This window comes from Neobacillus vireti (genome assembly GCF_036962465.1).
Lineage (GTDB): Bacteria > Bacillota > Bacilli > Bacillales > Cytobacillaceae > Neobacillus > Neobacillus vireti_B.
Genome location: NZ_JBALNF010000040.1, coordinates 1 through 12,843, shown reverse-complemented (window position 1 = coordinate 12,843; position 12,843 = coordinate 1). Strand labels below are relative to the sequence as shown.

At 35.2% G+C, this 12,843-nt stretch carries 15 protein-coding genes; 4 read left to right on the top strand and 11 right to left on the bottom strand.

The annotated features are described in order from the left end of the window. Window position 1 precedes the first annotated feature (1 nt). The 3 genes from V7077_RS17295 to V7077_RS17285 all read right to left on the bottom strand — a co-directional run bounded on the left by V7077_RS17295 (window position 2) and on the right by V7077_RS17285 (window position 2,289). A complete protein-coding gene (locus tag V7077_RS17295) occupies window positions 2-1,105 on the bottom strand; it encodes a glucose-1-phosphate adenylyltransferase (protein ID WP_420489669.1) in 1,104 nt (367 codons plus the stop codon). A gap of 151 nt (window positions 1,106-1,256) precedes the next feature. After that, window positions 1,257-1,451: a hypothetical protein gene (locus V7077_RS17290; RefSeq protein ID WP_335504154.1), complete on the bottom strand. Its 195-nt coding sequence runs from the start codon at window positions 1,449-1,451 to the stop codon at window positions 1,257-1,259. 271 nt (window positions 1,452-1,722) lie between these two features. Then, window positions 1,723-2,289, bottom strand: a complete 567-nt coding sequence (locus V7077_RS17285) for a PadR family transcriptional regulator (protein WP_335504152.1) — start codon at window positions 2,287-2,289, stop codon at window positions 1,723-1,725. Window positions 2,290-2,414: 125 nt separating this feature from the next. On the opposite strand from V7077_RS17285, the gene V7077_RS17280 reads away from it, so the two are divergent. Then, window positions 2,415-2,915 carry a phenolic acid decarboxylase gene (locus tag V7077_RS17280; protein ID WP_335504150.1) on the top strand — a complete coding sequence of 167 codons (501 nt, stop codon included), beginning with the start codon at window positions 2,415-2,417 and terminating at the stop codon, window positions 2,913-2,915. A gap of 243 nt (window positions 2,916-3,158) precedes the next feature. On the opposite strand, the gene V7077_RS17275 is transcribed toward V7077_RS17280, so the two are convergent. Further along, the gene (locus V7077_RS17275; RefSeq protein WP_335504148.1) at window positions 3,159-3,485 is read right to left on the bottom strand and encodes a hypothetical protein; all 327 of its coding nucleotides are present in this window, start codon (window positions 3,483-3,485) and stop codon (window positions 3,159-3,161) included. A gap of 254 nt (window positions 3,486-3,739) precedes the next feature. Here V7077_RS17275 and V7077_RS17270 point away from each other — a divergent pair, with 254 nt between their 5' ends. Further along, window positions 3,740-3,940: a hypothetical protein gene (locus V7077_RS17270; protein ID WP_335504147.1), complete on the top strand. Its 201-nt coding sequence runs from the start codon at window positions 3,740-3,742 to the stop codon at window positions 3,938-3,940. 11 nt (window positions 3,941-3,951) lie between these two features. Here V7077_RS17270 and V7077_RS17265 read toward each other — a convergent pair whose 3' ends face one another. Continuing rightward, the gene (locus tag V7077_RS17265; RefSeq protein WP_335504146.1) at window positions 3,952-5,085 is read right to left on the bottom strand and encodes a low temperature requirement protein A; all 1,134 of its coding nucleotides are present in this window, start codon (window positions 5,083-5,085) and stop codon (window positions 3,952-3,954) included. A gap of 339 nt (window positions 5,086-5,424) precedes the next feature. Here V7077_RS17265 and V7077_RS17260 point away from each other — a divergent pair, with 339 nt between their 5' ends. Next, window positions 5,425-6,264: an HAD family hydrolase gene (locus V7077_RS17260; RefSeq protein WP_335504144.1), complete on the top strand. Its 840-nt coding sequence runs from the start codon at window positions 5,425-5,427 to the stop codon at window positions 6,262-6,264. A 305-nt stretch (window positions 6,265-6,569) separates the two neighbouring features. Here V7077_RS17260 and V7077_RS17255 read toward each other — a convergent pair whose 3' ends face one another. From V7077_RS17255 to V7077_RS17230, 6 genes are all read right to left on the bottom strand, one after another. Continuing rightward, window positions 6,570-6,692: a hypothetical protein gene (locus tag V7077_RS17255; RefSeq protein WP_335504143.1), complete on the bottom strand. Its 123-nt coding sequence runs from the start codon at window positions 6,690-6,692 to the stop codon at window positions 6,570-6,572. Further along, window positions 6,689-6,910, bottom strand: a complete 222-nt coding sequence (locus V7077_RS17250) for a hypothetical protein (protein ID WP_335504141.1) — start codon at window positions 6,908-6,910, stop codon at window positions 6,689-6,691. The genes V7077_RS17255 and V7077_RS17250 overlap by 4 nt, the downstream gene beginning before the upstream one ends. A 645-nt stretch (window positions 6,911-7,555) precedes the next feature. Next, a complete protein-coding gene (locus V7077_RS17245) occupies window positions 7,556-7,876 on the bottom strand; it encodes a ribonuclease E inhibitor RraB (protein ID WP_335504139.1) in 321 nt (106 codons plus the stop codon). A 133-nt stretch (window positions 7,877-8,009) separates the two neighbouring features. Then, window positions 8,010-8,429: a hypothetical protein gene (locus tag V7077_RS17240; RefSeq protein ID WP_335504137.1), complete on the bottom strand. Its 420-nt coding sequence runs from the start codon at window positions 8,427-8,429 to the stop codon at window positions 8,010-8,012. A 65-nt stretch (window positions 8,430-8,494) separates the two neighbouring features. Further along, window positions 8,495-9,757, bottom strand: a complete 1,263-nt coding sequence (locus V7077_RS17235; RefSeq protein ID WP_335504135.1) for a replicative DNA helicase — start codon at window positions 9,755-9,757, stop codon at window positions 8,495-8,497. After that, window positions 9,754-10,737 carry a DnaD domain protein gene (locus tag V7077_RS17230; RefSeq protein ID WP_335504248.1) on the bottom strand — a complete coding sequence of 328 codons (984 nt, stop codon included), beginning with the start codon at window positions 10,735-10,737 and terminating at the stop codon, window positions 9,754-9,756. Before V7077_RS17230 ends, V7077_RS17235 begins: the two co-directional genes overlap by 4 nt. Before the next feature lie 374 nt (window positions 10,738-11,111). Between V7077_RS17230 and V7077_RS17225 the strand changes: the two genes are divergently transcribed. Beyond that, a complete protein-coding gene (locus V7077_RS17225) occupies window positions 11,112-11,963 on the top strand; it encodes a hypothetical protein (protein WP_335504133.1) in 852 nt (283 codons plus the stop codon). Window positions 11,964-12,843 lie beyond the last annotated feature (880 nt).

Genomic DNA, 12,843 nt, shown 5'->3' with positions numbered 1-12,843 from the left:
CTTACGATTCTTCACCTGCAAACAGGATCACACCATCCTGCTTTGATGGACGAATGACAGCATGATCTTCAACAACAATTCCTGGGGCGATAATCGCCCTCTCTATTACGGCATTTTTTCCAATTCGGGCATCAGGCATAATAACAGAATCGTGTATCTGACACCCTTCTTCTGCCGATACTCCCTGGAATAAGACAGAATGATGGATGATCCCTTCCACCTTACAGCCTTCATTAATCAAAGAATCTTCTATTTGTGCGGACGGGGCAATATATTGGGGCGGCCGGTTTGGATTGGCAGAGTATATTCTCCATTCTCGATCATAAAGATCGAGTTCTGTATCATCATTTAATAAATCCATATTGGCTTCCCACAAGCTCCCAACTGTTCCGACGTCTTTCCAGTAGCCTTTGAATGGGTAGGCGACCACCTTTTTATTTTCTTCCAGCAAAAGTGGAATAATATCCTTGCCGAAATCATTGGATGATTGTGGATTTTTATCATCCATTTCTAAAAAATCTCTTAAAACAGGCCATTTAAAGATGTAGATACCCATGGAAGCTAAATTACTTTTGGGAGATTTCGGTTTTTCCTCGAACTCAATGATCTCTAAATCTTCATTCGTATTCATAATTCCAAACCGGCTTGCTTCTTCCCAAGGCACTTCAATGACAGAAATAGACACATCTGCATCCTTTTCAATATGGTAATCAAGCATTTTAGTATAATCCATTTTATAAATGTGGTCACCGGACAGAATGATCACGTATTCTGGATTGTACTGTGTTAAATAATTTAAATTCTGATAAATCGCGTTTGCCGTCCCTCTATACCACCTAAGACCGGAAGTTTCCGAATAAGGAGGCAATACGGTTACCCCGCCATGCATTCGATCTAAATCCCACGCACTTCCGATTCCGATATAGGAGTGCAAAACGAGGGGCAAGTACTGAGTTAATACTCCTACTGTATCAATACCAGAGTTTGTGCAGTTACTTAAAGGAAAATCAATAATTCGATATTTTCCCCCATAGGCAACAGCCGGTTTTGCTTTATCCTTCGTCAGTAAACTAAGCCGGCTGCCTTGTCCACCTGCCAGTAACATGGCCACGCACTTTTTTTTCTGTTTCAATGCTTTTACTCCCCTTTCTTGATTAACAGGTCATAAGATGTAGACTCCAAATGGCGGGATGATGAGTTCTTAATGGTAGAGCTAGATAATAAAGGATTTGCAAGCGTTTCCAATTTTCATATTCTTACTCCCACAATGCCTTGGATTGTTGATATCGATTCATCCATTTTTTAAAGTAATCATTCATTAAGCGATCTATCTTATTATTGTGTAATACCCAATCTACATCTTCTAAATCCTTCCATTCATCAAACACTATAAAATATCTTATTGAGCCCTGGTTTGATAAATAATGAAAAAAGGATTCGCAAGAAAACAAAACAACCTCCCCCTCCCTTAATAAATGGGAGGGGGAGGTTGTTTTATTAATAGACCGCTTTAGGACGGTAAATTACAAGAAGAATTTAAATTGAAACGACACCATCGGCTACTAAATGGCATTTTCAATTGAATAAATAATAATAGTTCAACCCTTTGAGTGAAAAAGTCTTCCTCACTACTAAAATGGAATGCCTCTCTGATCATTATTTAATGGATTTTGGAATAAGCGATAACAATAGTAAGGGAAAAACTCTCCCTTTGGGGGAGAATTATCGACTTTCTTGTTTATTTATAATATCTAAACTTTTAATTATCCAAAAAATGTAATTTTCTTCGCGTGAAATGGCTTTTGTCAGAACTAAGTAGTGACCTAATTCTTCAGCATCTAAAGATAGAGGATTCTTCTCTACTCCAAAATAAAAAGAGAACTGTTCTTTTAGAAAGGATAATTTTTCGGTTCTGAGTTTTAATTGGTTATTAAATAACACTGGGATTTCTTCCGTTGGGATATCTTTTAAAAAATATAACCGTAATGCGAAGATATCCTTTTCCGTTTCCACATTTTCGTCCAGTTCCAGCAACCAATTTTGAAGTTCTTCTTTTCCTTTAGTTGTAAGGCTGTACATTTTTTTTTCTAGTTTGACTCCTGCCATCTCTATATATTGAGAAATCGAATCTTCATCTAATAATTTTTTTAACTCAACATAGATTTGGCTATGCTTTGCACTCCAGAACTGTCCAATCGCATTTTTGAATTCGGACGTAATATCATATCCACTCATGTCTTCTTTACTTAATAACCCTAAAATTGCATATTTTAATATTCTGCGACTCACCATATAACCTCCGCTTATAACATCTTGACATAATTATAACACAAGTATAAACTCAAACATGTAAGTTAATACATGTAACTATTTACATGTTTGTTATTGAATAATATTTAAGGAGTGACCAGTTTATGAAAGAACTTAATGAATTTTTAGGAAGCCATTTTATTTATACGTATGAAAATGGCTGGGAATATGAAATGTATATCAAGAATGAAGATACAATCGATTATCGTATCCATAGTGGAATGGTGGGAGGACGTTGGGTTCGTGACCAAAAAGTAGATATTGTAAAAATTGTGGATGGAGTATTTAAGGTTTCATGGACTGAACCGACAGGTACTGATGTTTCGCTCAATTTTATGCCTAATGAGAAACGAATGCATGGAGTTATCTTCTTCCCTAAATGGGTTCATGAACATCCAGAAATTACAGTTTGTTACCAAAATGACTTTATTAATGTAATGGAAGAATCACGTTTAAAGTATGAAACTTATCCTAAGTATGTTGTCCCTGAGTTTGCTGATATCACTTTTTTCAAAAATGAAGGAGTCAATAATGAAAAAGTGATATCTCAAGCTCCTTATGATGGAATGACTAATGATATGCGTTCAGGAAAATTAACTTTTTAAATGGATATTTATCTAATTCTATCAACTAAAAATAAACTAAGGTAATCCTTAAAAGTACGCCCTTTTGGTTTACTGAACAGATTGATTATTATAAAAATGTAAAAATGTGAAGGAATGCACGTAGTAATGAATTAAATTAAAGAGCCTAAAATATGCAAGCTATTATTCACTAGTTGCTTATTTTGGCTCTATTAACATTCAAAAAAATAATTAGAAAAAAAGAACAGCTCCAAAATTTTCAATTTATACAAAACTAAAATGCTTGATTAATGAGAAGTAATATACTTGATTTACGGTGATTGCAGTTACTTCTGAGCTAACTGACTCTCCTTTTTCACGTCTTAAATAAAGAGGAAACACTTTTTGAAAAGTATTATAATTTAATATTCTTGGAGTAGATAGTTTACTTGAGGGCTCATGTGAAGTTGCTTTATCAATTATGATTATGTCTCCGTTTGTAGTAGCAGAAAACCAAACTGGTATCTTCTTTATTTTTGGAATAGTAGGGAGCTCAATGGTTTTTCCCTCTAAATTTTTTGTGATTGAAATCCATGCTTCTAGTGGCGTCATTATAAAACCCCTCGTCCTAATTTTTAATCCATCTTTACGAAAGAAATTCCATCTGACTCGTTATACTATTTCGTTTTATATAATATTTATTGGAGTTTACATATAAGTCACTTTAAAAGCTTAATTATCAAACTTATATTAAAGAATCATTTTGATGGCTAATGTGGTAAGAAATACACTGATGATTGTTCTGAAAAATATTAATTAATGTATATTGCCCGATCTCCAAATTTTAAAAAGAAGGTTGAAACTAAATGGGAAAAAGCAAAAAAACTAAAGAAGAGCGAAAAAGAGACAGGTATATTGTCGAGCGATTTCATCAAAAACTAACCGAAGACTCACTTGAACCGTTATATAAGGCCTTTTTGGATTGGAAGAAGGGCATTTTGCCTTATTATGAACTCACCGAAAAAATTCATTTCGTTCTATTTTCCGATGATAAAAGAAGAAAGTAATAAAATGAAAATTAACTCCTCAGTTTAATCTCATTCGTCAACGGTTTCTTTTTGGTAGAAACTGTTAGTTTAGTATAGATAATAAAAAACAAGGTTATTTCAGCTACTATAAAAATATTTGGTACGACAATAATCAAATTAATAATAAAAAAGATGGCTAATATTCCTAAAAATAACGCTAAGTGATAAATTTTCAAGCGGTGGTGCACATATCTATATTGATGGAAAACAAAGGTCGTTGACAGGAAATAGAGCAATACAGTTCCAAAAACAAAAATTAAGATAAAGGAGTAATGGACCTCCTGTAAAAACAATAGTCTGATAGAAGCTGCAATCATGCTCAAAGACATTAAAATAAACAGATGACCATAAATAATGATTTGGCCGGATGTTTGTAAAGACTTGTCGAGTTTCTTCTCCATGTTATCGAAATATTGCCACCACATCGATATGATTAAGATAAATGAAATGATCGCAAAGCCTATTGAATCCCAATTTCCTTGTGCAGGCTTTATGACCGCAAGTGTACTAATAAGTGCTTCCCCAAAGAGAATAATGGTAAATAAACCAAATCGCTCTAATAAGTGAGCCGTATTTGTGGGAACCTTTTCTAAGCATTTTCTTCCAAGCACCGGGACCATGATATCAATAAAGATTCCCGTATACAACACAGCATAGCGAACCCATGAATCAAACAAGACAGACAATAATGAAATAACGATTCCAATCCAGAAATACCTTCCCAAAAAGAGGGCTGCATGTTTTCGAAACCCCGTTTCTATACGCTGGACAATAAGATATTGGATAGCAGTCACTGCTCTTAACCCAATATACCCAATCAAAAAAGAAAGGTAATAAGGATCAAAATCAACTGATAAACTTGAAGTCATAATTAGTACAAAAAACATTTGCAGAATTAAAAAGATACGTTGATGAAATAAATCTTTTCCAAACCGGTTAATAAATATGGTTTGCCCTACCCAAGCCCACCAGATAGGAATAAAAATTAATACAAACTTCACTAAATACACTGTATGGATATGACCATCTTCAACATGAAGTAAAACATGAGTCGCAGCCGCAACCGCCGCCACAAATAACAAATCATAAAAGAGTTCTAACCACGTCACTTTCTTTTCTTCCATTTTCTTCACTTCCTTCATTCCTTTATAGTTACTAGTATGATAGAAATATATGGTGATTGAAAGAAAAAATAAAATGAACGCCCTAGATGAAGGTTGATAATTCCCTTCCTCTCTATACACACTCATTTCTATTTGTAAAAAGCGATGATTACTAGACTAAAGGGCGGTATAGTTGATTAAGAAATGTTAAAATAATCGGTAAAGATGATAAAAAAGGAAAATAAAATTAGCAATGAATCTAACACGAAAAATCCATGGTAAATTAATATTATTGGAGTACGTGGTACAAAATTCTAATTTAGAGCTTCCTCTTTATAAATAATATAGTAGGTGAACCTTTTGCAGAAGATTATTTTCTTGGATATTGACGGAACTTTACTGAATGATAATGGGGTGATTCCTGAATCAGCAATACTTGCTGTTCGCAAGGCTAGAGAAAATGGTCATCTTGTATTTATCTGTACTGGTCGTTCTAAAAACATCATATTCCCTGAAATCCTTGAGGTTGGTTTTGATGGCATTATTGGAGCGGCAGGTGGATATATCGAAATCGAAGATAACATTTTATTTCATGAACAAATTAAAAAGGAGAACATCCAGTATCTTGTGGAGTACTTTGATACACATGAAGTGGACTTCTTGTTGGAATCTAATGACGGTACATTTTGCAGTAAAAACGCAAAGAAGCGTATGCTTTCCGCTATAGAAAACCACTTGCTGGACAATCCTGATTTTAAAGAACATATTGAAAAAGGGTTCATGCCTTTCTATGAGATGTTAATTGATGGAGAAGATTTGATTCGGGAAGATATCAATAAGATTATTTTTTTTGGTTCCGATTATTTACCCTTTGAAAGAATAACACAAGAATTTGAATCGAGATTCACAATTATCCCTAACACTGTGTCCGCATTCAGTAAAAATGGGGGAGAGTTATCCATTCTTGGTATCAACAAATCAACCGCTATTATGAAGGTAATGGAGCATTTTAACATAAGCAAAGAACATACCTTTGCCTACGGGGACAGTTTGAACGATTTGGAAATGCTCGAGTTTGTACAGCATGGCATTGCGATGGGAAATGCTCACGAAGCGGTTAAGAAAGTAGCTGATGATATAACCGATTCTCATGATGAAAATGGCATCTATAATAGTTTTAAAAAGTATGGGTTGATATAAAAAGAAATAAATATGGGGGTGAATAATTAATATTTCATTCCCCCCCTTTTCTTTGGTCTGTTAACTTTTACGAAAAAGGATTATTTTAATTGGAAAAATGGTATAGAAAAATCATCTGTCATTACTTCATAAGGTGTACCCTTTCTGATTCTCTCGTCTAAATGTACGAAAGTATATTGAGTCCTACAATTTGCCGCTTGTCTTCTTCATTTGAAACCCTGAATATTTAAAAGAAAATACTCCTCCTGACGGAAATCCATATCCTATTCCTACGCTGCCCAAATATACTGATATTGCCGGTATTTCTAACTGGACAAGCGAGTAACACTTCCTACAATCTTCCCGAGAAAAAATGCTTCTTCCCCAGGCATCACTCTAATTGCTCCCATTCCATATTGTTCATGATAATCCGACTGGAAATATCTCATTCCTTCAGCCATCTCATCTGTTGTCGGTGTGAGGATATAGACCTCTTGAACAGCTCTCTCTCTCCGTTGTTTCGCTTAAGTATGCCATCGCGGTATTTATGCATTTCTCCCAGTGCAGGACCGAGATTATCTGGAACACGGTACTTGGGGTCAAACACGATTAGACCGTTTTCCCCTTCCTGGACAATATCAGGTATCATTCTTTGCGTTTTAATCATCACCAATACTCCATAAATCTTTATCAACAGTAAGTAAATCTAAAACATTTTTGAATAAAGTCTACTTGGTCTTCAAACCTTTTAAGAGTGAATAGTCCACTGAAATATGCTGCAATTCCTTCGTCAAATTGACATAATTCTTTAAAGATTTCCAGAAGTTGCTTTTTGGAGTCCAACTAATTGGTCTTTATTTAGAAAATATCTTAGATTTATGACTCAATAAATTATTGTTCTTATTCCTCTAATAAATTCACAAATATATCATAATTTTACATTTATCACCTTTTTTCGCTATTTTTCTTACCAAACAACCTAGTTTTTCTATAAAATTAAATATGGAATGACTTCAAAAAAGTATTCCATGATTAGTTATCCATGAGTACCGGATTCAAAGGTCCATGGTGTCTTTGTCGATGGTTTTGACTATAATAATTGGTACCTACTCCATATGAAGACAGACCTTCATTTACTAGTAAACCTCTTCTTTCATGACGAATAATAATCAAAACTTGTCTAAAAAACAAAAAGCCAAGCACCATCCGTTTTTCGGAAAAATGCTTGGAACTTTGTTGTTTATTTTAGTTTGTTATAATATTTCTTAGATTTTCTCTAATAAATATAACAATGACATTTAACTCAAACCTTTTAATCGACAAAAATGCCCCAACCGTCAGAATAGCCACCATATGGTTTACTTAAGTCATCTAATTTCTTCTGTATGTTAATTAATTCATTATAATTCAAAAGCATTCTTTTAGAGCAACAACATGCCCACTCGTCCGTTTCGTCGTCTTGATCCAAAAAACAATTGAATCCTTCTCCTTTTAGGACATTCTGTAATTTTTCACCTGTTGTTTGATTAGGCACAGCCACAAAAAATTCGACTGTTTGTTGTTTTTTAAAATTTATTCCATCCTTATAAAGACTTTGTAAAGCCTCTCCATCACCATCATTAGGAAATTTCATTCGTTTTCCCTCCATCTTCTTGTACTTCAAAGTTGTTATTATAATTCAATTATATCTTTTCTACCAGTAATAAAATCATATACAGGGTTAAATTTAAAACAATTGAGTCACAAAAGTACGACTCGAATTCAGTTCACCTTTTAAAATACCCTGCAATAGCTGGAAAATTCTCGATTTCCTGCCTCATTTCACGAAACGAAACCGTACCATTCCCTCTAATAAACTCAAAATCTAGACAAGATTCGTGACAGTTCATAGGCTTTTGTTGAAAGGTCTTCATATAGAACTGGATTGCCTCTTCCGGGTTCTTCGCAAAGATAAACACAAACTCCTTTTGGCTCATCTTCAGTGAGTATATACAAACTTTATGAAAACCTAAGACATTGTCTTCAATCATTTTGGCAACCTTCAGATGATCCGCTTGTTCTAAATCTAATTGGGATAGGTTATCCTCTAAGCTAATCTTCTTTTCTGCGAGTAAATGGTGAATGTAATGCGCCAATGATGATTGTTCATAACGTAAAGAATCCAGGTAAAGATCTTTCACTAACATCTTCTGACACCTCATTTTCGAAATTTGGGCATCCGTGGTTTTCGTACTTAAGGGACAATAAAATGCTAGGCACCGGTAACACTTGTTTCCTTTTGGTCGTCAATCTTGCCTGTATTCTGGTTATAATTCACGTTGATGCTTCCAACTGGACCATTTCGGTTTTTCGAGACTATGATTTCAAGGAAATGATTGTCCGTTTCTTTGTCATAATACGACTCACGAAATAAGAACAAAATGACATCAGCATCTTGTTCCACACTGCCCGATTCCCGAATGTCAGACATCATGGGTCGTTTATCCGCTCTTGATTCGACTGATCGATTTAGCTGTGCCAAACAAATGACAGGGCAATTAAAATCCTTGGCCATCGTTTTCAGGGATTTTGATATTTCTGTGACCTGTAAATGAGAATTCCCTCCGTAAATTTGGCAGGTTTGGATCAATGTTAAGTAATCTATAAACAAAATTGGTTTCCTGTTAGGAAATTGATTGATCATTTTTCGGGTTTTCGCTCTTATTTCAGCAATCGATTGTCCTGCTCCATCAAAAATTTGTATTTGGGTTGCATCGAGGTCACCGATCACATCCGACCATTTATCCTTTTGACTTTGATTCAGCAATTTCTTCGGATCCCGCATTTTAGCACGGTTAAAGCCTCCTGTTGACGCCATTAATCTGCTTGTGATCAGCCGTTCAGGCATCTCCAGGGAAAATACGAGGGGCAGAAATCCTGCCCAGCCCGTCGTTTTGGCGAAATGCAGCATCACATCAGTTTTTCCCATTGATGGTCTTGCTGCCAGAATGGTCACTTCCCCATCCTGAAATCCGCCCGTCACTTTATCGAGCTTTTTGATGCCCGTTGTGACACTGTTCCGTATTACTTGATCCTCCCATGGTGCCTCATAGATTGTGGACAATGCCTGTTGGATAGGTGTGTGATCCACCATCTTCAGCTGGTTAATGTTATCTAATTCTGTGACAATTCTTGCAATCTCCCAATCATTCATGGCTGCCACTGTCAGGATATTTCGCTTTTCCCGCTCCTTCCATTGTTCCAGAATGAGCTTCTCCATTCCTTCGAATTTCCCAAGGTCCGCAAACGATAGCAGCTCTGAAAGATAAGACATCCCACCATATGAATCAAGATCAGGTAAGGTTGTTAACGAAATCAAATCCACATTCTTACCGGCCCGTTTTAACTCGACCATTTTTCGCATTAAGTCTTTATGACGTGTACTTTCCAGCTGTTCAGGTAAGACCACCGTATCCTTAAGTAAATACTCCGCTTTCAATAAGCTGCCTAAGAATACCTTTTCCACCATACTCATTCGTCTTCACCCGCCGTTAGATCGAGTTCAAATTCTCTTGGAATATGCCTTCCGGTTGGAAACGGTTTGCGCTTGGTTACAGGCTTTTGGTTCTCCTGATAGGAATCAATTTCCTCTACGGTTAGTAACGATTCATTTTCCCAGTTTTTCAGAATCCCAACGACATAGCTCAGTCTTCGCTTATTATTGGAACATGCAATATTCATTGCTTTTAGAATCACCTCTTTTGGTTGCAAAAAGCTAGAATCTTCAAACCATGCTAACAGCTGCTGTTTCGCATTTATGTTCGAAAATCCAAATCCGTTGTAGTCCCAGAATTCAATGATTTCCTTTACATCTTCAAGTTTTTGATGATTCTCCTCTTCTGGATTTTCCTCTATGTATGGATAAAGAGCTTCTTGTTGTTGTTTTTCTTTTTTATTTTCTTTTTCTTTTTCTTTTTCCTCTCGATTCGTGAAAGGCTCCGTGAACGTATCGTCTAGTTCTTCATCTTCACTGTTTAAATAGGAAATCATTTCATTTTGGTCGTTACCTTCAATACTCCATAACCCTTCTTCTTGGACACAAAATGATTCATATACGCTGCGAAATTCCTTTTTAAGAATGGATTCGGCCACATATTCAATAAGTGAGCGATCTTCGACTTTTTTTAATTCAGAATAAATACAATCCATTATGGGTTTTCCACCTTTATACAGGTTATCTTTCGCCCAGTTTTTTAAGGCGAGTTCTCTTGTTTCAGGATTGTAACGAATCAATTTGTGATGTTCGATGAAACGTTGCATTAAGGCCTCCACACTTTCAATCGAATAGCCCAAATCAAATGCCATTTCTTTTTTCGTAATTTTATAGATTCCAACCTGCGTTGTTTTCGGATTGGTAAGTAGATACAGGTGAAAATACTTATCTTCCGGGGTCATTTCTTCTAAAACAATCGGATTCTTCCAAAAATCAATATGCACGATTCGATACTTTGCCATCTTCAACCACTGCCCTTCTATTGATAGTACTTTCATAGTTTATTTATTGTTAAAAAAAGGAGTAGGACAGTAGGTCTTTCATGATCATGTGACTATTTTATGACAAAAGAAATTAGGATTTTTCCCGGGTTTTATAAGAAGAATCAAAATATAATCTAATAACGAAAATTGATATAAAAATAAGCGAAATTATAGAAAAACGGCTCCAAATTTACAAATTTGATGGCAAAAACACGCTTTTCATGCAAAAAGTGGCCCCAAATTAGAATTTTTGAGATTCGAATTCCATAGCCAGAACCAGTATCTTAGAAATGCCGGAAATGTGGGATTAACACGTTAGCTGGCCTAGATTATGTGAAGAGGTGGCTAATCATATGAATTTAAAATCTGGCAATATTGAGGGATTTGAGTCGTTTTCGCAATTCGGAAGTTTACAGGAGTTTAACCGCCATATGGAAAAGTGGATGCTTGATCACAAGAAGGATTTTTCAAAGGGTGAATTAATTGGCTTAAAAAAATTAATCCGGTTCTCTGCCAAAATCCCTGGTGTTTGTAATGCCAAAATTGGCACGATTTTAAAAGCGATTAACCAAGAAAGTAAAGATAACATCCTGTCCCGTTCGACTTTTAAACGGATGATTCTTAAAGGTAAAAAACTGGGGATCTTCACTGTCTATGAAACCGAAAGAAAGAACGGCTCTCAGTCCAGCAATCTCTATGTATTTAATCGTTATCCTGCTAATGAACCACCCAAACAAGAAAGCATGAACCGCCCTAAAGAAACTAGTAATCTTTTAAAAACTGAAAAAGAACAAAAGATAAATAAACGTAAAGAAGAACCGATTCATTTGGATCACACTTTTGTGAGCAATCGAATTCCACAAGCTTTCGTTGAAATTTTTAATTGCTTCTTTCCAGAGGCAAAGGCAATTGAAGAATATTGGCGTATGGTCCAGATCACTGCCTATGGCTATGAACTGCATCATGATACGGATCTAATGGTTAACCTTGCCATTCAATCCTTCAAGCAGTTAATTCGAAAACTAAAATTTACAAATGCTGTAAAAAACCCGATTGCTTACTTCTACGGAATCCTAAAAGAGAAATTTTTTCAGTATTATGAGGAGAAGCTTAACGAAGCGCACGAAACAGGCGTGATTCAATATAAACCGATTGGTTTTGAGTATAATGGTGAAAGATTTGAGTGGGATTGGTTGAATATATAAAATTCATAGTGTTTTTCCTGCCCTTGAACAATGCAAACTATTGCAAAATTACCAATATGCACTTCTGTAATCAAAAAGTAATTACTACACTTTCTTTTGATGGTAAGAAGGGCATTCTTGGATATTTTGAGACTTTCTATAATGGTATTATCTATACATATAAATTTAATTAGTGAATTTATCACAAGTAGTTGGATATCTCCCTAAAAGAAAAAGGGTGAACACCTTTTACTGGTGGTTCACCCTTCTTCTTATCTTAGCAGCAGTTTTTTTAAGTTTAGTAGTCTTGTGATTGAAATGCTTTTATGTCATTTATTTGATTTTCTGACTTATTTCCTTACTATATTCGACCTGTTACTCTTCGTGCGTGGCATAATATAATAATTCACTAATATTCGCCCACGCATTTAGGTATTCATACTTTTCCATGGTCTATACCTCCTTTGCACCTGGTTCTGGTTCGCTAACTTCATACCATCAAAAGTCCAATACTGTATCTACCCCTTTTCCATTAGATGAAACAGTTATTTGTTCATTGTTTCGTATATGTTAGATTTAACCAAGACAAGCGATAGCTTTCCTTTCACAAGATAATAGTGCATCCATATCTGTCGGGGAATAATGTTAGAGAAAAATCCAAAGCAATCATTCTTTGTACGCCATACATTGGACAGAATCTTAGCTGTAACACTTACAGAAAAAAGCTTACTTAAGTGAATTTAAGTAAGCTCAATTAAACAGATTTATAAATTTTATAGTTTGGTATGGGAGCTACTGTTTATCGACCATCAAATAGTAACCAAAATTTATCTAGGTATTTCTTATATTCTTTTAGTGACTACTCAAAATAATACCTTAAAGGTAAGCGTCAAATAATCCC

Excerpts from the sequence above, each read along its gene's own strand:
- V7077_RS17295 (WP_420489669.1), bottom strand. The coding sequence starts at position 1,105 with ATGTTACTGGCAGGTGGACAAGGCAGCCGGCTTAGTTTACTGACGAAG.
- V7077_RS17280 (WP_335504150.1), top strand. The coding sequence starts at position 2,415 with ATGAAAGAACTTAATGAATTTTTAGGAAGCCATTTTATTTATACGTAT.
- V7077_RS17275 (WP_335504148.1), bottom strand. The coding sequence starts at position 3,485 with ATGACGCCACTAGAAGCATGGATTTCAATCACAAAAAATTTAGAGGGA.
- V7077_RS17270 (WP_335504147.1), top strand. The coding sequence starts at position 3,740 with ATGGGAAAAAGCAAAAAAACTAAAGAAGAGCGAAAAAGAGACAGGTAT.
- V7077_RS17265 (WP_335504146.1), bottom strand. The coding sequence starts at position 5,085 with ATGGAAGAAAAGAAAGTGACGTGGTTAGAACTCTTTTATGATTTGTTA.
- V7077_RS17255 (WP_335504143.1), bottom strand. The coding sequence starts at position 6,692 with ATGAGATATTTCCAGTCGGATTATCATGAACAATATGGAATGGGAGCA.
- V7077_RS17250 (WP_335504141.1), bottom strand. The coding sequence starts at position 6,910 with ATGATTAAAACGCAAAGAATGATACCTGATATTGTCCAGGAAGGGGAA.
- V7077_RS17245 (WP_335504139.1), bottom strand. The coding sequence starts at position 7,876 with ATGAAATTTCCTAATGATGGTGATGGAGAGGCTTTACAAAGTCTTTAT.
- V7077_RS17240 (WP_335504137.1), bottom strand. The coding sequence starts at position 8,429 with ATGTTAGTGAAAGATCTTTACCTGGATTCTTTACGTTATGAACAATCA.
- V7077_RS17235 (WP_335504135.1), bottom strand. The coding sequence starts at position 9,757 with ATGAGTATGGTGGAAAAGGTATTCTTAGGCAGCTTATTGAAAGCGGAG.
- V7077_RS17230 (WP_335504248.1), bottom strand. The coding sequence starts at position 10,737 with ATGGCAAAGTATCGAATCGTGCATATTGATTTTTGGAAGAATCCGATT.
- V7077_RS17225 (WP_335504133.1), top strand. The coding sequence starts at position 11,112 with ATGAATTTAAAATCTGGCAATATTGAGGGATTTGAGTCGTTTTCGCAA.